This is a genomic window from Paenarthrobacter histidinolovorans, assembly GCF_014647595.1.
Taxonomy (GTDB): Bacteria; Actinomycetota; Actinomycetes; order Actinomycetales; family Micrococcaceae; genus Arthrobacter; species Arthrobacter histidinolovorans.
The window spans coordinates 47,377-67,252 of sequence record NZ_BMPM01000002.1; the positions used below are offsets into that span (position 1 = coordinate 47,377).

The window sequence follows — 19,876 nt, forward strand, 5'->3', positions numbered from 1 at the left end:
CTTGGAACCAGCGGTTCAGTTACCGGGAAGTGTCAGGAGGTACGCAGCCAGCAGGGACATCCCGGCCAGCACGTAGAAGGAGATGGAGACCCATCGGGGCTTCTTCTGCTGGTGGAAGGAAATTCCTCCGCCAACCAGGATGCCGGCCAGGCCCATGAGGATCACCGACCACATCTAGGCAGCACCGCTTCCGGAAGCCCCCGGAGAGGGCTTCCGCAGGCTGTCCACCCAGTTGCGCAGTAGCCGGGCTCCTGCGTCACCTGATTTCTCCGGGTGGAACTGGGTAGCGCACAGCGGGCCGTTTTCCACGGCTGCGATGAAACGTGCGCCGTGCTCGGACCAGGTGACCATTGGAGGGGCCATACGGGGCTGCACAACGTCGAAGTTCCACTCCTGCACACCGTAGGAGTGCACAAAGTAGAAACGCTCCTGCTCCACCCCGGCGAACAAAGTGGAACCCTCCGGTACGTCCACAGTGTTCCATCCCATGTGCGGCACCACGGGAGCCGGAAGCAGTTCTACTTTGCCAGGCCATTCGGCCATGCCCTCGGACTCGGTACCGTGCTCGACGCCGGCTTCGAAGAGAACCTGGAGGCCCACGCAGATAGCCAGTACCGGCCGGCCGCCGGCAACCCGGCGTCCGATCATCCGGATGGCGTCAACCGCTTTGAGTTCCTTCATTACGGTCTCATAAGCGCCAACACCGGGGACAACCAGACCATCGGCGTTGAGAACGTCCTCAGGCTTGGCACTGAGCACCACGTGGGCGCCCGCCCGCTCAAGCGCACGGACGGCGGAGCGGACGTTTCCGGATCCATAATCCAGAACCGTAACCGTCGGCTTGCCCTCAGGCGACTCGGGCTTCACAGATGCCGTGGCGTCAACCACTGCCCCGTCCTTCAGGATCTGCCCGCTCACAGCGCCCCCTTGGTGGAGGGAATGCCCTCGACGCGGGGGTCGGACTCTACGGCGGCACGGAGTGCGCGCGCGAAAGCCTTGAACTGGGCCTCCACAATGTGGTGCGGATCCCGGCCAGCCAGCACGTTCATGTGCAGGCATATTCCGGCGTGCAAAGTGATTGCCTCGAAAACGTGGCGTGTCAGCGAGCCCGTGAAGTGGCCACCGATCAGGTGATACTCCTGGCCCGCGGGTTCACCGCCGTGCACCAGGTACGGACGTCCGGAAACATCAACGACTGCATGGGCCAGGGCTTCGTCCAGGGGAACAGTGGCTTCGCCGAAGCGACGAATACCCGCTTTGTCACCCAAGGCCGTCCGGAGCACCTCACCGAAGGTGATGGCAACGTCCTCCACAGTGTGGTGGGCGTCGATGTGGGTGTCCCCTGTAGCTTTGACCGTCATGTCAATGAGCGAGTGCTTGCACAGTGCGGTCAGCATGTGGTCGTAGAACGGTACTGAGGTGCTGATGTCCGAAATTCCGGAGCCGTCCAGGTTGATCTCCACCAACACGGAGGACTCACTGGTGGTGCGCTCCATGCGGGCAGTGCGGGCAGCGGACGGCGTGGCGCCGGTTTCGCTCATTGGGACGTCCTTATACAGGGAGGGGTGGTTTGGGTCTAATGACAAGTTTAGGCGCGCTGTGACGCCGCGCCGTCCAGGAGTGCTTCGAGGGCATCGAGGAAGGCCGTGGTTTCCGGTTCCGTCCCTGCGGTAACCCGCAAGTGACCCGGGATGCCGACATCGCGTATCAGCACGCCCGCGTCGAGCAGGCCTTGCCAGATCTCGTGCGGGTTCTCGAGTCCACCGAAAAAGACATAGTTGGAGTCCGACGCAGCAGGTTTCAGCCCCATGCGGAGAAGCTCGGTGACGATACGATCGCGCTGGACCTTGATGTCTTCAACATCGGCCATCAGGGCTTCACGGTGGGTCAACGCTGCGAGGGCGGTAGCCTGCGTGATGGCAGACAAGTGATACGGCAAGCGAACCAACCTGATGGCGTCCGTAACCTCCGGAGCTGCTGCCATGTAGCCGAGCCGGGCACCTGCCAAGGCAAAGGCTTTGCTCATGGTGCGCGAAACGATCAGGCGCTCCCGTCCTGGCAGGAGGGTCAAGGCGCTCGGAGTGTTGTCGTGCGCGAACTCGTGGTAGGCCTCGTCCACAATCACAATGGCCTGGCTTGCCTCACCGGCCTCATAGACGGCCTCCACTACATCAAGGCCCAGGCCTGTCCCGGTGGGGTTGTTCGGTGAGCACAGGAAGACAATATTGGCACCGGTTTCACGTACCTGCGCCGCGGCGGATGCGGCGTCCAGCCCGTAGTCATCGGCGCGGACTCCCCGGATGTACTCCGTATCCGTTCCGCTGGCAAGCAGTGGGTACATGGAATACGTGGGCGGAAAGCCAAGGGCCTTGCGTCCGGGGCCACCAAACGCCTGCAGGATCTGTTGCAGGACCTCGTTGGAGCCGTTGGCAGCCCAGATGTTGTCTGCAGACAGGCCGTGGCCAAGGTACTCGGCGAGGGCCTCGCGAAGATCGGTGAACTCACGGTCCGGGTAGCGGTTCAGTCCCGTGGCAGCAGCTGCCACCGCCTCAGTAATCGCCGCTTGGACATCGGCAGGGACGCCATGGGTGTTCTCGTTAACGTTGAGCAGAACGGGGACGTCAAGTTGCGGTGCGCCGTAGGGGCTCAGTCCACGCAGGTTGGTCCGGAGGGGTAGTCGGTCAAGTCGCTCAAGCTGCTCACTCACTACAACAGTTTAAGGGGCCACTGGGACTGCGGAGTAACTGTGACGCTCGGGCATGGGATCCTGCCGCGCGCTCCGGCCTCAGTGGGCCGGCACGAACAGCTGCTGCCCCGGCAGGATGCGTCCGCCGCGGAGGTCGTTCAACTGGATGATTTCAGCGATGACATCACGGGGGTCGCGCTCCGGAGCCGCTGCACCGGCAATGCCCCACAGCGACTGACCAGGCTGGACAGTCACAGAGACTGCAACCGGCGGCTGCAACTGCGCCTGGGAATCGGAGGCCTTGGCAGGGGACGTGATGAACCCGGCAAGACTGAGCAGGACCGCCGCCAGCAACATGGCAGGGATGAAGAAGAACACCACCCGGCCCCGACGGGTCAGGCGCAGGCGGGCGGGGGCCTGCGTGGTGCGGAAATCAGCGAACGAAGTGATTGCGGACATGAGCTGAGCCCTTCTGAGCTATTGCCTTGCACCGGAGCTTCCGGAGCGCGGCTGCCAATTCTGTGTGCGTTCCCGTCGTGCCCTGCCGATGTTCGAACAGTTTGTTCGAACATCTAGCTTCAGCGCGAGGCTTATAGAACACATATTCGAACCTTGCTATGACATTTTTAGCACTTATCAACGAACGGTGTCGAGACTCGCTAGAACAAATGTTTGATAAACGCCTGTGCCTGCCCTACGTTTGAGTGAAGGAACAGCACTGTTTCAGTGGAACAGGAGGGTCTGACATTTTTTCAGCCCCTGCATCCCCGGCTCTTTTCGGGGCGGAACGAAAGGCATTGGCGAACATGGCAGCGAAAGCCACAGGCGGCGGGGTACCCCTGCGGAGCCAACAGCCTCCAAAGACTCCCAAGAGCCTGACCGTGCGCCAGAAAAAAATCCTGGAAACCATCCAGCGGTCAGTCAATGACAACGGCTATCCGCCCAGCATGCGCGAAATCGGGGACACTGTAGGACTGGCCAGCCTGTCCAGCGTTACCCACCAGCTGTCCCAACTGGAAAAGCTCGGCTACCTTCGCAGGGATCCCAAACGGCCCCGCGCCATGGAAGTCCTGATGCCCCTGACCCTTGACGGCGGCCCGATCCCGGGCGTGGAAGCACCGGCGACGCTTCGGAGCACTGGCGGCTTGGCCGTCACTGAACTAACCAGCGCGAGCGATACGGCCATGGTTCCGTTGGTCGGCCGCATCGCTGCAGGCGGACCGATCCTGGCGGACCAAACGGTAGAGGACGTACTGCCCCTGCCCCGGCAGCTGGTGGGACACGGCGAGCTTTTCATGTTGAAGGTCGCTGGAGACTCCATGATCGATGCCGCGATCTGCGATGGTGACTGGGTTGTTGTCCGCCGTCAGAACGATGCCATCAACGGCGACATCGTGGCAGCATTGCTGGACGACGAAGCCACGGTAAAAACGTTCCGCCAGCGCGATGGCCATACCTGGCTGTTGCCCCAGAACACCCAGTACGAACCCATTCTGGGCGACCAGGCCACCATCATGGGCAAGGTCGTGTCCGTACTCCGGTCCCTTTAGCTTCCCATCCGCATGGAACGGCCCCTGAACGGTCCTTAGGCCTTCCTGGCGGATCCCAAACGTTCCAGGACGCCACGCACTACCGTGCGGTCAGTGGTCGCCCAGAACGGCGGCAGGGCGGCCCGCAGGAAGCCGCCGTAACGTTCAGTCGACAGGCGTGAATCAAGAACTGCCACCACGCCCTTGTCTCCGGTAGAGCGGATCAGGCGTCCTGCTCCCTGCGCAAGCCGGATGGCGGCGTGGGTGGCGGAGACAGCCATGAATCCATTGCCGCCGGACTGTGCCACCGCACGGGAGCGTGCGGTCATCAGCGGGTCGTCAGGCCGCGGGAAGGGAATCCGGTCAATGACCACCAGGCGGCATGATCCGCCCGGTACGTCCACGCCCTGCCACAGCGACATTGTTCCGAAGAGGCACGTGTCCGGCTCGTCGGCGAATTGTTTCACCAAGGCCGCCATGGTTGATTCACCCTGACAGAGGATGTCCATGTCGAGGCGCTGGCGCATGGCGTCGGCAGCTTCCTCTGCAGCCCGCCGTGAGGAGAAGAGACACAGTGCTCCCCCACCGGATGCCCGGATGAGGTCCTCCAACTCGTCCAGCGCCTCCGGGGACGTTCCCCGGCCGGGTTTGGGGAGGTGCTTCGCCACGTACAGCACGCCCTGCTTGGGGTAGTCAAAGGGCGAACCGACGTCTATTCCTGTCCAGCTGGGCGCGCCGTCGCCAATCAGGCCGAGCCCTCCGGCCGCGGGCTCAAAAGCCGAGCCGATGGCCAGCGTGGCCGAGGTCAGCACCACGGTGTGTCCTGCGAACAGTCCCTCGCGCAACCTTCCGGCCACACTCAGCGGGGCGATGTTGATGAGCGCCGGCGCGGTCTCGTCTGGTTGTGAGTATCCCTGCTGTGGGTCGAAGGTGCTGTTACGGGAGAACCACACCACTTCCCGGTTCTCTTTGGCAGCGAGCATCCGCTCGCACAGCTCAAGGATGAGCATGAGGCGTGAGCGTGCCAGCTGCCTGCCGCCGTCTGCGGCGGTGGAGGAATCAGTCTTCGAATCGGAAAGGGCAGCGCGCGTGGCGTCGCGCAGCTGGTCCAGGCAGTCGAGCTGTTCGTCGTTGAGTCCGCTGGGGAGGAGGCCGTTCGGTACTCCGGCAATGGCAATATCCAGGCGTTCCGCGGCTGAGTTCAGGGCGTCCACCGTGATGGCCGTGTGCTTGCGGGCGCTCGATGCGGCGGCGTGCACCATGGCGACTGAAAGTTGCCCTGACACGGCCCCCGTGACACGGTCCTGAAGCTCGTGGGCTTCGTCCACCACCACGACGTCGTATTCGGGCAGCACAGCAAGGCCTTCGAACGCGCTGACGGCAAGCATGGCGTGGTTGGTGACCACGACGTCGGCCTCGGCCGCCCTCGCGCGGGCCAGCTCGCTGAAGCACTCTTCGGCGAGCGGGCATTTCTGCGCCCCAAGGCACTCCATTGATGTCACCGACACTTGACGCCAGGCACGGTCGGTGACGCCAGGCATCAGTTCGTCCCGGTCGCCGGTGGCGGTGGTTTCGGCCCACTCCCGCAACCGGACGACTTCCTTGCCCAGCTGCGACGACGGGCCGCCCACCGACGCCGCGAAGTGCGGCACGCTGGTGTCCTCACCGAGGGAGAACAGTTGCCCTTCGGACGGTTCTTCACTTGGGAAGCCGCCCTCAAGCTTTTGCAGGCAGACGTAGTTCGCCCTGCCTTTCACCAGCGCCACGTTGACGGGGCGGTCGAGTGCAGGATTAATGGTCTCCAGCAACCGCGGAAGATCCCGGCCAACGATCTGGGTCTGCAAAGCCAAGGTGGCGGTGGACACGAGCGTCGGTTTGTCGCTGTCCATGGAATGGGCGATCAACGGAATCAGGTACGCCAATGACTTACCCGTACCCGTTCCCGCCTGGACCAGCAGATGTTCCCCGGTCTCAATGGCCCGCGTAACGTGCTTGGCCATTTCGTGCTGGCCGGCACGGCTTTGCCCGCCCATGCCGGCCACTGCCCGGTCCAACAACTCGAGGGTATTCTTCTCGCCCACCGACTCGACGGCGTCCGCCGCCACCTTCTCAACCATTGCTGACGAATGACTCCAGCTCAGCTGCCAGGCCTTCACGGACCATTGCCACCACGCGCGTCCCGCTTTCCTCGTGCTCCAGGCTCAGGATCTCGGAATCGGAATTGTGCAGCTTGTTGATCATGTCACCGCGGTCGTACGGGATGAGCACTTCAAGCCGCACCCCCGGGCGCGGAATGGACCGGCTGATGTCCTCCAGCAGTTCGGCGATTCCCTGGCCCGTGCGGGTGGAAACCACGGCGTGCCGGGGTTCCTTCTGCTTCAGGCGCTCCACCACGAAGGGATCTGCGACATCAACCTTGTTCAGGACGATGATTTCAGGAACCTTGCGGGCATCGACCTCGGTAAAGACAGTCCGCACTGCTGCGATCTGCCCTTCCGGGTCCGGGTGGGATGCGTCCACGACGTGGAGGATGAGGTCCGCATCGGCCACTTCCTCCAGCGTTGACCGGAAGGCCTCCACCAGCTGGGTGGGCAGGGAGCGGACGAAGCCGACGGTGTCGGCCAGCGTGTAGCCGATGCCGTCAGGAGTCTGCGCTTTGCGGACCGTGGGATCCAGGGTGGCGAACAGTGCGTTCTCCACCAGGACGCCTGCGTCCGTGAGGCGGTTCAACAGCGACGACTTACCTGCGTTGGTGTATCCGGCAATCGCGACGGACGGAACAGCATTACGACGCCGGTTGGCGCGCTTGGTCTCACGGGCCGGCTTCATCGCGGCGATTTCCCGCCGCAATTTGGCCATGCGCGTGCGGATTCGGCGGCGGTCCAGTTCGATCTTGGTTTCACCGGGACCGCGCGAGCCCATGCCTGCACCGGCCCCGCCCACCTGGCCACCGGCCTGCCGGGACATGGAATCGCCCCAGCCACGCAGGCGCGGAAGCAGGTATTCCAGCTGCGCGAGCTCTACCTGGGCTTTGCCTTCACGGCTCTTGGCGTGCTGGGCGAAGATGTCCAGGATGAGCGTGGTCCGGTCAACGACCTTGACCTTAACAATGTCCTCGAGGCCGCGGCGCTGTGACGGCGCCAGTTCGGTGTCCACTACCACCGTGTCTGCGCCTGTGGCAGCAACAATGTCCTTGAGTTCCTGTGCCTTACCGGATCCAAGGAACGTCCCCGGGTCCGGCTTGGTGCGGCGTTGGACCAGACCGTCCAGTACTTCGGAACCAGCGGTCTCGGCAAGGGCCGCCAGTTCGCGCAGCGAGTTCTCGGCGTCGGCCAGGGTGCCTTCTGTCCATAGACCGGCCAGGACAACGCGTTCAAGGCGCAGCTGCCGGTATTCAACTTCTGTGACATCTTCAAGTTCCGTGGACAACCCCGCGGTGCGGCGCAGGGCGCGGCGCTCGGCCAGGTCTTCCTGGTCGCCGTCGTAAATACTGTGCTCTTGGTCCAGGGTCGAGATGGCCTGGGCCTTGCCGAATACACCACTGGCGTCGTTGTCATCGGATGCCTGCGCAGGGACATCCTTGGAAAGAATCCGGTCGATGACGGCCTGGATTTGTTCAGGACTCATGTCCTGGGCGTCGGAATCGGATCCGGAGTGCTTCTGGGTGGTCATGGTCTCCTTAGACTGTTCGGCAATTCCAGAATAGTGCTGTTTGTCGCTCGATGGGGCGCTCTTCGCGCTGGGCTGACGGGCTTGGGCCAAAGTGGCCTCCTGTGTGCTTGACGCCACTGGCCCGCGGGGGACGTGGCATGGGTGATCTAACGGGTGGATCCGCAAGGAGGTCCTGGCTTGCCTGAAGTGGTGGTCCTGCAACCGCCGGGGTTCGCGCGATGGCGCAATTCCGGGAATCCATGCTCTGGATACGTTGGTGGGGCTTTGATCTTCTGAGCGTCCGCCGCAACAAGGAAGTGGCGGCTGACATATGCCTGTGGGACCTGCCGGGCGGAAAGGCCATCAGCCGGGCATGGTGCCAAGCTTGGCCTGCGTCGCGGGCGGTGCCGTGGAACGCCTGGGGACCAGACGGGGTCCGGCCAATTACTCAAAGATCAGGAACATGACCACAACACTATCAGCCGTGTCAAACGAACCCGGGACCAGGGCGGTTTCCCAAGGCGCCAATAGCCAACTAATCTGGCAAATTATGGAGTCTGCACATTATTTCACCGCCCAGCCGGCTGGGCCGTTCACCCGTAAGCCACTCACAGTGGAGCTCGCTGGAGCCACGCGCCATCTGCAGACGTCATCAGGAATCTTCAGCCCCGACGGCGTAGACAAGGGAACGGCGATACTCCTGTCGGACGTTCCGCCGCCCGCTCCCCAGGGCAATCTGCTGGATATTGGCTGCGGTTGGGGGCCGATAGCCCTCACCCTCGGTCTGATGGCCCCGCACGCCCGCGTGTACGCCGTCGACGTGAACGAACGCTGCGTGACTTTGACCAACGAAAACGCGGCAGCCCTGGGGCTGGCGAATGTCACCGCCAGCCTTCCGCACGAGGTGGACCCCGCCGTCGAATTCGACACCATCTGGTCCAATCCGCCCATCCGGATCGGCAAGGACGAACTCCACTCGCTGCTGCTTAACTGGTTGCCGCGGCTGGCGCCAGGCGGAAACGCATGGCTGGTGGTTCAGAAGAACCTGGGTTCAGACTCCTTGCAGCGCTGGCTGGCTGCGGAATTGGACGCGTCTTTCAGCGTTTCACGCGAAAGCACGTCCAAGTCCTTCAGGATCATCCGCGTCAGGAAAGCCTCCCGCTAGCCACTATGACGGCTGGGCCGCTCAGTTCAACATGCTCGCGGCCGCCGGCGCCGGGGAAGAATTTAACGCCTACGACGCCGCCAGGAACCTTGACGTGCCAATCGTTGGGCGCCGTGCTGCCCGCCCAGTGACGTATTGCCACCGCAGCTGCGCAGGCTCCCGTTCCGCAGGACTGGGTCTCCCCCACTCCCCGTTCATGCACGCGCATGGTGATGGTTCCCACGCCCTCTTCCACCAACGGTTCAGCGGGAACGACGAATTCAACATTGGTGCCATTGACCGGCTTGGGGTCAACAACCGGAGCCTTGAACAGCTGGGTGGCTGAAAGCTCGCTGAGTTCGGCCAAGGCAACCACAGTGTGTGGGTTGCCCATACTGACAGAAAGGCCGGGGCGGGCCACTTCCAGGCCGTCCGCGCTGACCAGAGCATCCATGGCCTTGCTGTTTGCCTCTTCGGGGAAAATGAACTCCCAGGGCCCCATGTCCACCGCGTAGCCGTTGGCGGTGCGGACTATCTTCTTGACTCCGCCGCGCGTGCCGATGGTGAGGGTTTCGCCGGGCCCAAGGTCCACCAGTCCCTGTTCATTGAGGAAGTGGACGAAGACACGGACTCCGTTGCCGCACATTTCGGACAGCGAGCCGTCACCGTTGCGGTAGTCCATGAACCACTCGGCAGCAGGATCCACTTCCAGAAGTGCCCGCCCCTCCGGGAGGAACCGCGACGGAACTGCACGGATAAGCCCGTCGCCACCGATGCCCGTGTGGCGATCACACAACTGGGCCACCTGCCCTGGGGTGATCTCGTGGGCATCGCCGGGATCGGCAATCAGGACGAAGTCGTTGCCTGTCCCGTGCCCTTTGGAGAACGCCAATCCGGCAAGGCTCGATGTGGCTTCGGCAACCCCGGCAGCGAATGGCTGGCGAGTGGGAACTGAGGCGGTTTCATCCATGGAATCAAGGCTACCTTCCACGTGTGTTCGGCCCGAAATCAGCCTGCGTTTACTCCTGGGCGCGGACTACCGAGACGGCCCGGGACGCTAGCCCGGGGTCTTTCCAGTCCAGCCACGAGATCCGTGGATCGGCCCGGAACCAGGTGAGCTGACGGCGGGCGAACTGCCTCGTGGCGACGATGGTTTCCCCGGCTGCGTCCGCGACGTCCATTTCGCCGTCCAGGACCCTCAGGAACTGTGCGTACCCCAGAGCCCGGGATGCGGTCTTGCCGTGGCGCAACCCCTGGGCGTCGAGCCGTTCCACCTCTTTCTCCAGGCCGGCTTCCACCATGCGGTGCACCCGTTGGCCAAGTCGCTCCCGGAGTTCTTCGCGATCTACGGACAAACCGATCTGAACAGCGGGTTGGTAGTACTCCCGCTGGGGCATGAATGAACTGAAGGGGCGACCTGTCAGTCCGTGTACCTCCAGAGCGCGGACTACCCTTCGGGCGTCGCCAAGGCGGGCTGCCGAGACGGGATCCACTTCCTCCAGGCGGGCCCTGAGGGGAGCCAGACCTTTGGCCGCGTACTCGTCCTCAAGGCTTTGGCGCAAAGCGGGATCCGTTCCTGGAAACTCCAGGATGTCCAGAGCCGCGCGCACGTACAATCCTGACCCACCCACCAGAATGGCGCGCTTCCCCCTCGAGTGGATGTCCTCGATGACTGCCCGGCATTCGGCTTGGAAGTCCGCCACACTTGCTTCCTGCGTGACATCCATGATGTCCAGGAGATGATGCGGAATGCCTTTCCGCTCTTCCACGCTGATCTTGGCCGTGCCAATATCCATGCCCCGGTAGAACTGCAGCGCATCAGCGTTGATGACTTCTCCACCGAGTGCCAGGGCAAGGTTGACGCCCAGGTCCGACTTTCCCGAACCTGTTGGCCCGACCACGGCAATGACCGGCTGGGCGTAATGGGAGTGCGACATGGGAATGGACGACGCGGCTACGCGCGACGGATCGGCAGCGCGGGCATGCCCAAGGACACTCCGGTCTTGCCGTTGGATGCGCCTGGTCCGGGGACACCGCAGGAATCGGCCTGCGACCGGTCCCATGCATCCCCTGCCCGGGAACGCCGCACGACGTAGTCACCGGTCGTCGCGGGGTCCGCAATCAGGTGGAAGGCCGCTGCTTCCGTAATGGTCACAGTGACGAAGTCGCCGGGGCGAGGCATCTCCGCACCTGCCGGCACGGAAAAATGAACAAGCCGCTGGTCCTTGGACCGCCCGGAAAGCCGATGGGTCGCCTCAGCTTTCCTGCCTGCCTGGGCTGTCACCAGGACCTCGACCCTCCGGCCAAGCTGCGCAGCGTTTTCCTCGGCAGCAATGCGGTCCTGCAGTGCGGTGAGCCGTTCGAAGCGCTCCTGGACCACCGCCTTGGGCAGTTGCTCCGGCAAGTCGGCGGCCGGCGTTCCCGGACGCTTGGAGTACTGGAACGTGAAGGCCGAGGAAAACCGGGACTTCTCCACGACGTCCAAGGTCGCTTGGAAATCTTCTTCGGTTTCACCCGGGAATCCCACGATGATGTCGGTGGTAATGGCAGCGTTTGGAATCCGCTCACGCACTTTGTCCAGGATGCCGAGGAAGCGGCTGGAACGGTACGAGCGACGCATATCCTTGAGGACTTTGTCCGACCCCGACTGCAGTGGCATGTGGAGCTGCGGCATCACGTTGGGGGTTTCAGCCATGGCATCAATGACGTCATCCGTGAACGCGGCGGGGTGCGGGCTGGTGAACCGCACGCGTTCAAGGCCCTCTATGTCGCCGCAGGCCCGAAGCAGTTTGGAGAACGCCTGGCGATCACCGAATTCCACCCCGTATGAGTTCACGTTCTGGCCCAGCAACGTCACTTCCACAACGCCGTCATCAACGAGGGCCTGGATTTCGGCGAGGATCTCGCCTGGACGGCGGTCCTTTTCCTTGCCGCGCAGCGAGGGCACGATGCAGAACGTGCAGGTGTTGTTGCACCCGACCGAGATGGAAACCCATCCCGAGTACACGGATTCACGCTTGGTGGGGAGCGTGGACGGGAAGACGTCCAGGGATTCCAGGATTTCGAGTTGGGCCTCGTTGTTGTGCCGGGCGCGTTTGAGGAGGGCCGGCAGGGCACCTACGTTGTGGGTGCCGAAGACGGCGTCTACCCACGGCGCCTTCCGGACAATGGTCTCGCGGTCCTTCTGCGCCAGGCACCCGCCAACGGCAATCTGCATACCGGGGTTGGCCTCTTTGACCTGCCGCAATTGCCCGAGGTTTCCGTAAAGTTTGTTGTCCGCGTTTTCCCGGACTGCGCAGGTGTTGAAGACGACGACGTCGGCAACGTCGCCCTCTGCGGGTACATACCCGGCGTCCTCCAGCAGCCCTGCCATGCGCTCGGAATCATGGACGTTCATCTGGCAACCGAAAGTACGGACCTGATAGGTCCTGGGCTCAGCCGAAGCAGTGGTGGCAGGTGTTGGGGAAGGAATGGTCAAACTCACTACTCAAGGGTACCGGCTTCTGCCAGCACCTCACCGACGATTCTGAAGGCCAACGACGGCGCGTAGCCCTTGCGCGCCAACATGGAGGCCAGCCTGCGTGTGTACTTGTCCCGCTCGGAACGGTCCGAAAGGTTCATGCCCGGCCGAAGTTTGCGCTGCACAAGATCCCTCGCAGCTGATTCTTCATCCTGGTCGCTGAGTTGGGACAGTGCGTCCTCGGCGGCCTCGAGGACGATCCCTTTGTCAGCCAGTTCGCGACGAAGTGCGCTCTTGGCCAACTTCTTGCTTTGCGATCGGCTCCGCACCCACATCCGGGCGAATTCAGCATCATCAATCAGCTGAACTTCCTCGAAACGGTCCAGTACCGCCTCGGCAACGTGCTCGGGAACGTTGCGTTCGGCCAGTTTGCGGGACAGCTGCAGCCGGCTCCGTGGCGCCATGGTCAACTGCCGCAGGACGATGGCCCGCGCCACGGACTCGGGGTCGGGCTCGGAGTCTGCAGCTACTGCAGACTCCGGGTCCGGCCCTGTGCTAGCCGTCAACGGCCTTCAGCTTTGGGGAGTCTTCCTCCGGCTTGACTCCCACACCAAGCTTCTCCTTGATCAGGCGCTCCAGCTCCTGGGCCAACTCCGGGTTGTCCCGCAGGAACCGCCGCGAGTTTTCCATGCCCTGGCCTAGCTGGTCGCCGTCGTACGTGAACCACGAACCGGACTTCTTGATGATGCCGTGTTCAACGCCCATGTCGATGATGCCGCCCTCACGGGAGATGCCCTGACCATAGATGATGTCGAACTCGGCGATCTTGAACGGCGGAGCCATCTTGTTCTTGACGATCTTGGCCTTGGTGCGGTTACCAACTGAATCCGCACCCTCTTTCAGGGTCTGGATACGACGAACGTCGATGCGGACAGAAGCGTAGAACTTAAGTGCCTTGCCACCGGTGGTGGTTTCCGGCGAACCAAAGAAGACGCCGATCTTTTCACGCAGCTGGTTGATGAAGATCGCAGTGGTCTTGGTCTGGCTCAAACGACCGGTGATTTTACGCAGCGCCTGGCTCATGAGGCGGGCCTGGAGGCCAACGTGGGAGTCACCCATCTCGCCTTCGATTTCGGCGCGGGGAACCAAGGCGGCCACGGAGTCGATGACGATGATGTCCAGGGAACCGGAACCCACCAGCATGTCCATGATTTCCAGGGCCTGCTCACCGGTATCCGGCTGGGAAACGAGGAGGGCGTCGGTGTCGACACCCAGCTTCGCGGCGTAGTCCGGGTCCAGCGCGTGCTCGGCGTCGATGAATGCTGCGATGCCACCGGCCCGCTGGGCGTTGGCTACGGCGTGCAGCGCCACGGTGGTCTTACCGGACGATTCCGGACCGTAGATTTCAACAACACGGCCGCGGGGCAGGCCGCCAATGCCAAGGGCCACGTCCAGCGCAATGGAACCGGTGGGAATGACCTCGATGGGCGCGCGGGTGTCGTCACCCAAGCGCATGATGGAGCCTTTGCCGAACTGCTTGTCGATCTGGGCAAGCGCTGCTTCGAGCGCCTTTTCACGATCCGGGGTTGCCGCCATGGTTCACACCTCTGATGCTTTCTCGCTGTGGAGTGGCCCGATAGGCCGCTTTCCTGTCATCCCAGACGCTATTACGGCGGCCTGACATTTTTAGGTGCCGACTCCGGCTATGTGGATATCCTGCTTGCCGAATGCTGTGGAATGCGTCCTACGGGATCAATTTTCCTCTCACAGGAGCATATCCCCATCCGAACAGATATTCGAACAATGGCGCGGCGTGTCCCCGCGTCCCGGGGCATCCCTGCCGGGGTCAGGCTCAGTTCGCGGCGGGCTTGATGTCCCTTCCGAGCCTGCGCTCGGGGGGAACGTCCTGGACCTCGCACATGGCCAGCCACACCTCGCGGGGTTGGTATCCGGCGGCCAACGCCTCCACGGCTGTCCGGCCGCCCACACCGGCGAGTACCAGTGAAGTGGCCAGGACACGGGAATAGCCGGCCCCGAATTCATCGTCCATCAATCGCCAAAAGTCACTTGCCCTCACGGATAGAGTCTCTCATGTCAGTGGACTCTAGAATGGTTGCCATGAGCAATCCTCTCCAGAGCGCGCCAGGTTCGGCCGTGCCAGGCGACGACGTCGACGACGCCCTCCAGCAGGTGGAACACCAGCTGAGCCTGCTCTGGCGCCGCGCCCGTTCGATCTCCCACCAGCTGTCCCGCCAGGTCCACCCTGACATGGAACCTGCCGCCTACGGGCTGCTCACTGTCATCAGGAGGGAAGGCCCCATCCGCCTCACTGACCTGGCCACTTGCATCGGCGTGGGCAAGCCATCGGTGAGCCGGCAGATCGCCTTCCTTGAGAGCATTGGCCTCGTTTACAAGGAAGCGGATCCCCAGGACGGACGGGCGCAGTCCATCCGCCTGACGGAAAAGGGCGAAGAGAAAATGCACCTCGTCCAGGATGCCAGGCGCCAGGTTTTCCGGGAAAGGCTTGGCGAGTGGCCCTTGGAAGATGTCCAGACGCTGGCCGACTACATGGGACGCCTGAATGCCATCTACGGAGACGGCGCCCTCAGGGACCTGGGAACCAAGGAAGCCGGAGTCGACACCGCGGACAATTCAACCGGCGCGTGACATGACGCCACAGGCTGTCCCGCACAGGCAATCACATACCGGCGGCCCGCCACGGCAGAGCAAACAAGCACGGCAAAGCAAACAAGTAGGTCCCCAGCCTCAGGCTGGGGACCTACTTCGTTGCTTATGGAACCGTTTAGCGGGCTCCGGAGAGCATTCCCTGGGGGAAGTCGTCCGTGAGTCCGAGATCGCGGCCATAGCGCTGTGAGAATTCCTGCGGGACGGTGTCCGGGACAGCAACACCTTCTGCAACGGCCACGCGGTCGCTGACTTCGCGAAGCATGTGGGACAAAGGAACGTCCAAGGCTGTGCAGATAGAGGACAGGAGCTCGGAAGAAGCCTCCTTCTGGCCCCGTTCCACTTCGCTCAAGTAGCCAAGTGAGACGCGGGCGCTGTGCGAAACCTCGCGAAGGGTACGGCCCTGACGCTGGCGGACATCGCGCAGTACATCACCGATCTCGTGGCGTAGTACAACCATTTTGCGCTCCTTCTGTTCGCTCTGTGCCTGATCAGCCAAGCCCACATCCTTCCAGCGGACAACGCCGTTCACGGATACGGGCTGCTTTACCATCTGTATCGCCATGCTCCCTCGTTGATCCGGTTCGCTGGCTGGCGGACCGGGTATGTTTTTACATCCTAGGCGCCCCGGCTCTTCCGAAGCGACACAATGACACAACTATTGGCAATGAGTTTTTGTTCCCGACTACTTTACGAACGGTAACCAACGTCACTCAACGCGGCAAGCAGGCGCGCCAAAGCGGCCTCGCAGGCCTGTTCGCGGATGGACTGCCGGTCGCCGTCGAAGCTGTACTCGAACGACCCGACACCCTGTGGCGAGGCCACGCCAATGAACACGGTGCCGACGCCTTTGCCGTCATGCGGCTCGGGTCCTGCAACGCCGGTGGTCGATATCCCGATGTCGGCAGCGCAAGCCCGGCGTGCGCCGTCGGCCATTGCCTCGGCGACGCCGCCGTCAACGGAGCCGACCGTCGCAAGAAGCTCCTCCGGGACGCCCAGAATGCCGGCCTTGACCGAGTTCTGGTAGGCGACCACCCCGCCTTGCAGCATGGCCGACGCCCCCGGAGTGTTGGCCAGCGCCGCTGCCACGAGACCTGCCGTCAAGGACTCAGCCGTAGCCACCGTGAGGCCACTGCGGATAGCGGTGCCCACAACCGTCGTCGCGGTTTCCGCGGTGCCGCCGGAGATCATGGGCGACGTCCCGCAGCACGCAGCCTGATGGCCTGGAGGACATATTCGACGCCGGTCCAGAGCGTGATGGCGAGGGCAACCATCATGACCCAGAAAGCGACGGCGCCCAGCCACGGGGCGATCGCCTGGAGGGGAAGGATGTAAAGGAAGATTGCCACGGTCTGAACCACAGTCTTGAGCTTTCCGCCACGGGAGGCCGGCATGACCCCGTACCGGATCACGACGAAGCGCAGTGCCGTGATACCCCATTCACGGACCAGAATCAGGATTGTGACCCACCACGGCAACTCCCCCAGGATGGACAGCAACACCAGTGCTGAGCCGATGAGCAGCTTGTCCGCAATCGGGTCGGCGATTTTGCCGAAGTTGGTAACGAGGCCGCGCGCCCGGGCGATGTCGCCGTCGAGCTTGTCCGTATAGATCGCTACCGCGAAAGCAACCACCGCGGCCCACCGCCAGATCCCGTACCCGCCGTCATCGGCCAGCAGGAACCAGACGAAGAAGGGTACCAGGACGATGCGCAGCATCGTGAGGATGTTGGGCAGGTTCCAAACATCGGAACTGCTGGAGGTCGCGTTATCACCCTCGGCTGTAGTCACCCCTCTAGGCTACCGTCTTTGCGGCTAGCGTCCTGTGAGCGACCAGGCGTCTTCGCCGCCCTCGTCATCGTCATCCGGACCGTCCGCGCCGTCATAGTACTCAATGGCCTGGGTCCGGTTGTCGAGGTCGGCCTGCACCAGGTCTTCGGCGTAACCGCCGACGGCGATGTTCGAGTTCGCGTTATCGCTCAGGGCGGCCGTGTGGGCGTCAGGGGTGGCCGGCGACTCCTGACCCTTCATCGCGGCAAGAACAGCGGCGAGGTCATCCGGCTTGACCAGGACATCGCGGGCTTTGGAACCTTCGGACGGTCCCACGACACCACGCGATTCCAAAAGGTCCATGAGGCGTCCGGCCTTGGCGAAGCCAACACGCAGCTTGCGTTGCAGCATGGACGTTGAGCCGAACTGGGTGGTGACCACCAGTTCAGTCGCCTGGAGGAGGACCTCGAGGTCGTCTCCGATGTCGTCGTCGATCTGCTTCTTGGGAGCCTCGGCTGCGACGTCGTCACGGTAGACGGCCTGCAACTGCCCCTTGACGTGCTCAACAACCTTGTGGATTTCGGATTCGGTCACCCAGGCACCCTGGACACGCATGGCCTTCGACGCACCCATGGGCAGGAACAATGCGTCACCCTGTCCAATGAGTTTTTCCGCACCCGGCTGGTCCAGGACCACCCGGGAATCAGTCACTGAGGAGGTGGCGAACGCCATGCGGGACGGCACGTTGGCCTTGATCAGGCCCGTGACGACGTCCACGGAAGGACGCTGGGTGGCCAGCACCAAGTGAATACCGGCGGCGCGTGCCAGCTGGGTGATGCGGACAATCGAGTCTTCGACATCACGCGGTGCCACCATCATGAGGTCCGCGAGTTCGTCCACAATGACCAACAGGTAGGGGTAGGGCTTGATGACACGCTTGGAATCGACCGGCGGCGTTACCTTCCCCGCCCGGACGGCCTTGTTGAAGTCATCAATGTGCTTGTACCCGTAGTTGGCGAGGTCGTCGTAGCGGGCGTCCATTTCCCGGACCACCCATTGGAGGGCCTCCGCGGCCTTCTTTGGATTGGTGATGATGGGTGTGATGAGGTGCGGGACACCCTCGTAGGCAGTGAGTTCCACGCGTTTGGGGTCCACCATGACCATGCGGACTTCATCCGGTGTTGCGCGCATGAGGATGGAGGTGATCATGGAGTTCACGAAGCTCGACTTACCGGCACCGGTAGCACCGGCGACCAGGAGGTGGGGCATCTTGGCGAGGTTGGCCACCACGTAGCCGCCCTCAACGTCCTTACCCACACCCATGACCATCGGGTGGTCGGTACGGCGGGCGTTCTGGCTCCGCAGGACGTCGCCAAGGGACACTGTCTCGCGGTCGGTGTTGGGGATCTCGATACCGATCGCTGACTTGCCCGGGATGGGGCTCAGGATGCGGACGTCGCTTGAAGCCACGGCATAGGAGATGTTCTTGGAAAGCGCGGTAACGCGCTCCACCTTGGTGCCGGGAGACAGCTCAATCTCGTAGCGGGTAACCGTGGGACCACGGCTGAAGCCGGTCACCGCGGCGTCGACGTTGAACTGCGTTAGGGTGTCCGTCAGCGCGGCGACGACGGCGTCATTGGCTTCCGTACGCTCCTTCGGAATGGAGCCCGGTGTCAGGTAGTCCGAGGCAGGCAGCGTGTACGTGACATCGCCGGCCAGTGACAACTGTTCCGTGCGCTGCGGAATCGGCGTGGGCGGCGGCGGAGGCGTAGCGGGCCGAGCCGGAACCTGGGCCGCCACCGGGGCGGTCATTTCGGGGGTCAGGACCGGAATGGCTTCCGTGGGGTTGTCGATGCCGGGGTTGGCGCCCGCGAGGCCCTGGGCAGCCTTGATCTTCTCCACGGCAATTTCTGCCTGCGTAGGACGCCGAACACCCGGCGGCACACGTGGCGCCGGTGCGGCGGGGGTTTCGTCGTCGTCGACTATTGCGTGCTCGAACGCTTCGTCGCCGACGTAACCTTCCAGGCCGGCGTCGGGTTCTTCATCCTTGCCGAAGAGGCGCATGCGCTTCTTCTTCTTCGGCGCGGACGAGGAGCCGTTGCCGTAAAGGTAGCTCCGGTCGTGGTCGTCCTTGCCGGAGTCGTCCATGAGGTCAACGCCCATGAGGTGTTCGTAGGCACCCCGGATGCGGGCGGGAATCGCACCGAAGGGGGTCGCCGTGACGATCAGCAGGGACACAAAAGCCAGGAGACTGTAGACGATGACGGGAACAGCCACGTGGATGGCGGCCAGCGGTGCCGCGGCGAGGAAGCCCAGCATCCCGCCGGCACGACGCAGGCCGTCGAAGCCATCGGCCACGGTGGGCTGGCCCCCGACGACCTGGGCAAGTCCGGAGCCCGCCAGTGTCATGATCATGAATCCGATGCCCACGCGGTTGTTTCCGCGGCCGTCCTGGGGCTTCCGGAAAAGGCGGAAGGCGCAGACGAAAAGCATGAACGGCAGGATCAGGGACATCCAGCCGAAGGTCCCGTTGACCACGCTGTACACGATGTCAGGAAGCCATCCGGTGAGTCCCCACCAGGCGAAAGTAGCAATCGCGATACCCAGCACCAGGTTGAACAGCGCTGCCCCGTCCCTGCGGTCCGCGGGGTCGAGGTCGCTGACGTCGTGGCCGATCCGGCGCACGCCGGCACCCACCACGTGTCCGATTCCCTGCCAGGCGCCGGACAACATGCGAAGCGGAAGCGGAGCCTGGGGCTCGACGGCGGCTGCTTGCTTGGTGCGGGCAGTGCTTCCCCGCCCGCTTTTGCTTGCGGCGCCGGTTTTGGATGCGGCTCCGCCCCGGCCTGTGCCGCCGGATTTATTGCTGGAGCTGCCTCGTGGCGCGGAGGTAGTACGGGTCGCCATACGTGCCACGGTACCGCAAAGGGGTCTGAAATCCGCGGATTTCAG

General features: G+C 63.2%; 20 protein-coding genes. 3 read left to right on the top strand and 17 right to left on the bottom strand.

Features of this window, described 5'->3' with window-relative positions; all coding sequences use genetic code 11:
• Positions 1 to 15 precede the first annotated feature (15 nt).
• The 5 genes from IEY62_RS04835 to IEY62_RS04855 form a co-directional block, all read right to left on the bottom strand.
• Positions 16 to 174 carry a hypothetical protein gene (locus IEY62_RS04835; protein ID WP_167264904.1) on the bottom strand — a complete coding sequence of 53 codons (159 nt, stop codon included), beginning with the start codon at positions 172 to 174 and terminating at the stop codon, positions 16 to 18.
• Complete coding sequence (hisH, locus tag IEY62_RS04840; protein WP_189014535.1) at positions 175 to 918, bottom strand: imidazole glycerol phosphate synthase subunit HisH; 744 nt, start codon at positions 916 to 918, stop codon at positions 175 to 177. It abuts the gene before it with no gap.
• Positions 915 to 1,541 carry an imidazoleglycerol-phosphate dehydratase HisB gene (gene hisB / locus IEY62_RS04845; RefSeq protein ID WP_018779086.1) on the bottom strand — a complete coding sequence of 209 codons (627 nt, stop codon included), beginning with the start codon at positions 1,539 to 1,541 and terminating at the stop codon, positions 915 to 917. The genes hisH and hisB overlap by 4 nt, the downstream gene beginning before the upstream one ends.
• Positions 1,542 to 1,588: 47 nt before the next feature.
• Positions 1,589 to 2,707 (bottom strand): histidinol-phosphate transaminase, encoded by a 1,119-nt coding sequence (locus IEY62_RS04850; protein ID WP_189014537.1) that lies wholly within the window; start codon positions 2,705 to 2,707, stop codon positions 1,589 to 1,591.
• Positions 2,708 to 2,785: 78 nt separating this feature from the next.
• On the bottom strand, positions 2,786 to 3,145 hold the full coding sequence (locus IEY62_RS04855) for a LysM peptidoglycan-binding domain-containing protein (protein ID WP_189014539.1): 360 nt from the start codon (positions 3,143 to 3,145) through the stop codon (positions 2,786 to 2,788).
• Between the two features lie 347 nt (positions 3,146 to 3,492).
• Between IEY62_RS04855 and lexA the strand changes: the two genes are divergently transcribed.
• Positions 3,493 to 4,236, top strand: coding sequence for a transcriptional repressor LexA (gene lexA, locus IEY62_RS04860; protein WP_018779083.1), 744 nt, complete (start codon positions 3,493 to 3,495; stop codon positions 4,234 to 4,236).
• A gap of 35 nt (positions 4,237 to 4,271) precedes the next feature.
• Here lexA and IEY62_RS04865 read toward each other — a convergent pair whose 3' ends face one another.
• Together IEY62_RS04865 and hflX are read right to left on the bottom strand one after the other, a co-directional pair.
• Positions 4,272 to 6,332 (bottom strand): ATP-dependent DNA helicase, encoded by a 2,061-nt coding sequence (locus tag IEY62_RS04865; RefSeq protein ID WP_189014541.1) that lies wholly within the window; start codon positions 6,330 to 6,332, stop codon positions 4,272 to 4,274.
• The gene (gene hflX, locus IEY62_RS04870) at positions 6,325 to 7,887 is read right to left on the bottom strand and encodes a GTPase HflX (RefSeq protein ID WP_189014543.1); all 1,563 of its coding nucleotides are present in this window, start codon (positions 7,885 to 7,887) and stop codon (positions 6,325 to 6,327) included. The genes IEY62_RS04865 and hflX overlap by 8 nt, the downstream gene beginning before the upstream one ends.
• 529 nt (positions 7,888 to 8,416) lie before the next feature.
• Here hflX and IEY62_RS04875 point away from each other — a divergent pair.
• The gene (locus IEY62_RS04875; protein ID WP_189014545.1) at positions 8,417 to 9,031 is read left to right on the top strand and encodes a class I SAM-dependent methyltransferase; all 615 of its coding nucleotides are present in this window, start codon (positions 8,417 to 8,419) and stop codon (positions 9,029 to 9,031) included.
• On the opposite strand, the gene dapF is transcribed toward IEY62_RS04875, so the two are convergent.
• The 6 genes from dapF to IEY62_RS04905 form a co-directional block, all read right to left on the bottom strand.
• A complete protein-coding gene (gene dapF, locus IEY62_RS04880; RefSeq protein ID WP_189014547.1) occupies positions 9,012 to 9,980 on the bottom strand; it encodes a diaminopimelate epimerase in 969 nt (322 codons plus the stop codon). The two genes, IEY62_RS04875 and dapF, sit on opposite strands and share 20 nt — an antisense overlap.
• Positions 9,981 to 10,029: 49 nt before the next feature.
• On the bottom strand, positions 10,030 to 10,947 hold the full coding sequence (miaA, locus tag IEY62_RS04885; RefSeq protein WP_189014549.1) for a tRNA (adenosine(37)-N6)-dimethylallyltransferase MiaA: 918 nt from the start codon (positions 10,945 to 10,947) through the stop codon (positions 10,030 to 10,032).
• Between the two features lie 17 nt (positions 10,948 to 10,964).
• The gene (gene miaB / locus IEY62_RS04890; protein ID WP_189014551.1) at positions 10,965 to 12,494 is read right to left on the bottom strand and encodes a tRNA (N6-isopentenyl adenosine(37)-C2)-methylthiotransferase MiaB; all 1,530 of its coding nucleotides are present in this window, start codon (positions 12,492 to 12,494) and stop codon (positions 10,965 to 10,967) included.
• The gene (locus IEY62_RS04895; RefSeq protein WP_189014553.1) at positions 12,494 to 13,036 is read right to left on the bottom strand and encodes a regulatory protein RecX; all 543 of its coding nucleotides are present in this window, start codon (positions 13,034 to 13,036) and stop codon (positions 12,494 to 12,496) included. The genes miaB and IEY62_RS04895 overlap by 1 nt, the downstream gene beginning before the upstream one ends.
• Complete coding sequence (gene recA, locus IEY62_RS04900) at positions 13,026 to 14,066, bottom strand: recombinase RecA (protein WP_018779075.1); 1,041 nt, start codon at positions 14,064 to 14,066, stop codon at positions 13,026 to 13,028. The genes IEY62_RS04895 and recA overlap by 11 nt, the downstream gene beginning before the upstream one ends.
• A 256-nt stretch (positions 14,067 to 14,322) precedes the next feature.
• Positions 14,323 to 14,547 carry a DUF3046 domain-containing protein gene (locus tag IEY62_RS04905; protein ID WP_189014555.1) on the bottom strand — a complete coding sequence of 75 codons (225 nt, stop codon included), beginning with the start codon at positions 14,545 to 14,547 and terminating at the stop codon, positions 14,323 to 14,325.
• Between the two features lie 41 nt (positions 14,548 to 14,588).
• Here IEY62_RS04905 and IEY62_RS04910 point away from each other — a divergent pair, with 41 nt between their 5' ends.
• Positions 14,589 to 15,137 (top strand): MarR family winged helix-turn-helix transcriptional regulator, encoded by a 549-nt coding sequence (locus IEY62_RS04910; RefSeq protein ID WP_189014557.1) that lies wholly within the window; start codon positions 14,589 to 14,591, stop codon positions 15,135 to 15,137.
• Between the two features lie 136 nt (positions 15,138 to 15,273).
• Here IEY62_RS04910 and IEY62_RS04915 read toward each other — a convergent pair whose 3' ends face one another.
• The 4 genes from IEY62_RS04915 to IEY62_RS04930 form a co-directional block, all read right to left on the bottom strand.
• A complete protein-coding gene (locus IEY62_RS04915; protein ID WP_189015675.1) occupies positions 15,274 to 15,708 on the bottom strand; it encodes a helix-turn-helix domain-containing protein in 435 nt (144 codons plus the stop codon).
• Between the two features lie 137 nt (positions 15,709 to 15,845).
• Entirely contained in the window at positions 15,846 to 16,346 is a 501-nt protein-coding gene (locus IEY62_RS04920) for a CinA family protein (protein ID WP_189014565.1), read from the bottom strand.
• On the bottom strand, positions 16,343 to 16,945 hold the full coding sequence (pgsA, locus tag IEY62_RS04925) for a CDP-diacylglycerol--glycerol-3-phosphate 3-phosphatidyltransferase (protein WP_189014567.1): 603 nt from the start codon (positions 16,943 to 16,945) through the stop codon (positions 16,343 to 16,345). Before pgsA ends, IEY62_RS04920 begins: the two co-directional genes overlap by 4 nt.
• Positions 16,946 to 16,969: 24 nt before the next feature.
• On the bottom strand, positions 16,970 to 19,831 hold the full coding sequence (locus IEY62_RS04930; RefSeq protein ID WP_189014569.1) for an FtsK/SpoIIIE family DNA translocase: 2,862 nt from the start codon (positions 19,829 to 19,831) through the stop codon (positions 16,970 to 16,972).
• Between the last annotated feature and the right edge of the window lie 45 nt (positions 19,832 to 19,876).

What these genes read in the sequence shown, in the direction of transcription:
- hflX (WP_189014543.1), bottom strand. Translation starts at nt 7,887, where the DNA reads ATGACCACCCAGAAGCACTCCGGATCCGATTCCGACGCCCAGGACATG.
- IEY62_RS04910 (WP_189014557.1), top strand. Translation starts at nt 14,589, where the DNA reads ATGAGCAATCCTCTCCAGAGCGCGCCAGGTTCGGCCGTGCCAGGCGAC.
- IEY62_RS04920 (WP_189014565.1), bottom strand. Translation starts at nt 16,346, where the DNA reads ATGATCTCCGGCGGCACCGCGGAAACCGCGACGACGGTTGTGGGCACC.
- IEY62_RS04855 (WP_189014539.1), bottom strand. Translation starts at nt 3,145, where the DNA reads ATGTCCGCAATCACTTCGTTCGCTGATTTCCGCACCACGCAGGCCCCC.
- lexA (WP_018779083.1), top strand. Translation starts at nt 3,493, where the DNA reads ATGGCAGCGAAAGCCACAGGCGGCGGGGTACCCCTGCGGAGCCAACAG.
- IEY62_RS04835 (WP_167264904.1), bottom strand. Translation starts at nt 174, where the DNA reads ATGTGGTCGGTGATCCTCATGGGCCTGGCCGGCATCCTGGTTGGCGGA.
- IEY62_RS04875 (WP_189014545.1), top strand. Translation starts at nt 8,417, where the DNA reads ATGGAGTCTGCACATTATTTCACCGCCCAGCCGGCTGGGCCGTTCACC.
- recA (WP_018779075.1), bottom strand. Translation starts at nt 14,066, where the DNA reads ATGGCGGCAACCCCGGATCGTGAAAAGGCGCTCGAAGCAGCGCTTGCC.
- dapF (WP_189014547.1), bottom strand. Translation starts at nt 9,980, where the DNA reads ATGGATGAAACCGCCTCAGTTCCCACTCGCCAGCCATTCGCTGCCGGG.
- IEY62_RS04865 (WP_189014541.1), bottom strand. Translation starts at nt 6,332, where the DNA reads ATGGTTGAGAAGGTGGCGGCGGACGCCGTCGAGTCGGTGGGCGAGAAG.
- hisB (WP_018779086.1), bottom strand. Translation starts at nt 1,541, where the DNA reads ATGAGCGAAACCGGCGCCACGCCGTCCGCTGCCCGCACTGCCCGCATG.
- IEY62_RS04915 (WP_189015675.1), bottom strand. Translation starts at nt 15,708, where the DNA reads ATGGTAAAGCAGCCCGTATCCGTGAACGGCGTTGTCCGCTGGAAGGAT.
- IEY62_RS04930 (WP_189014569.1), bottom strand. Translation starts at nt 19,831, where the DNA reads ATGGCGACCCGTACTACCTCCGCGCCACGAGGCAGCTCCAGCAATAAA.
- miaA (WP_189014549.1), bottom strand. Translation starts at nt 10,947, where the DNA reads ATGTCGCACTCCCATTACGCCCAGCCGGTCATTGCCGTGGTCGGGCCA.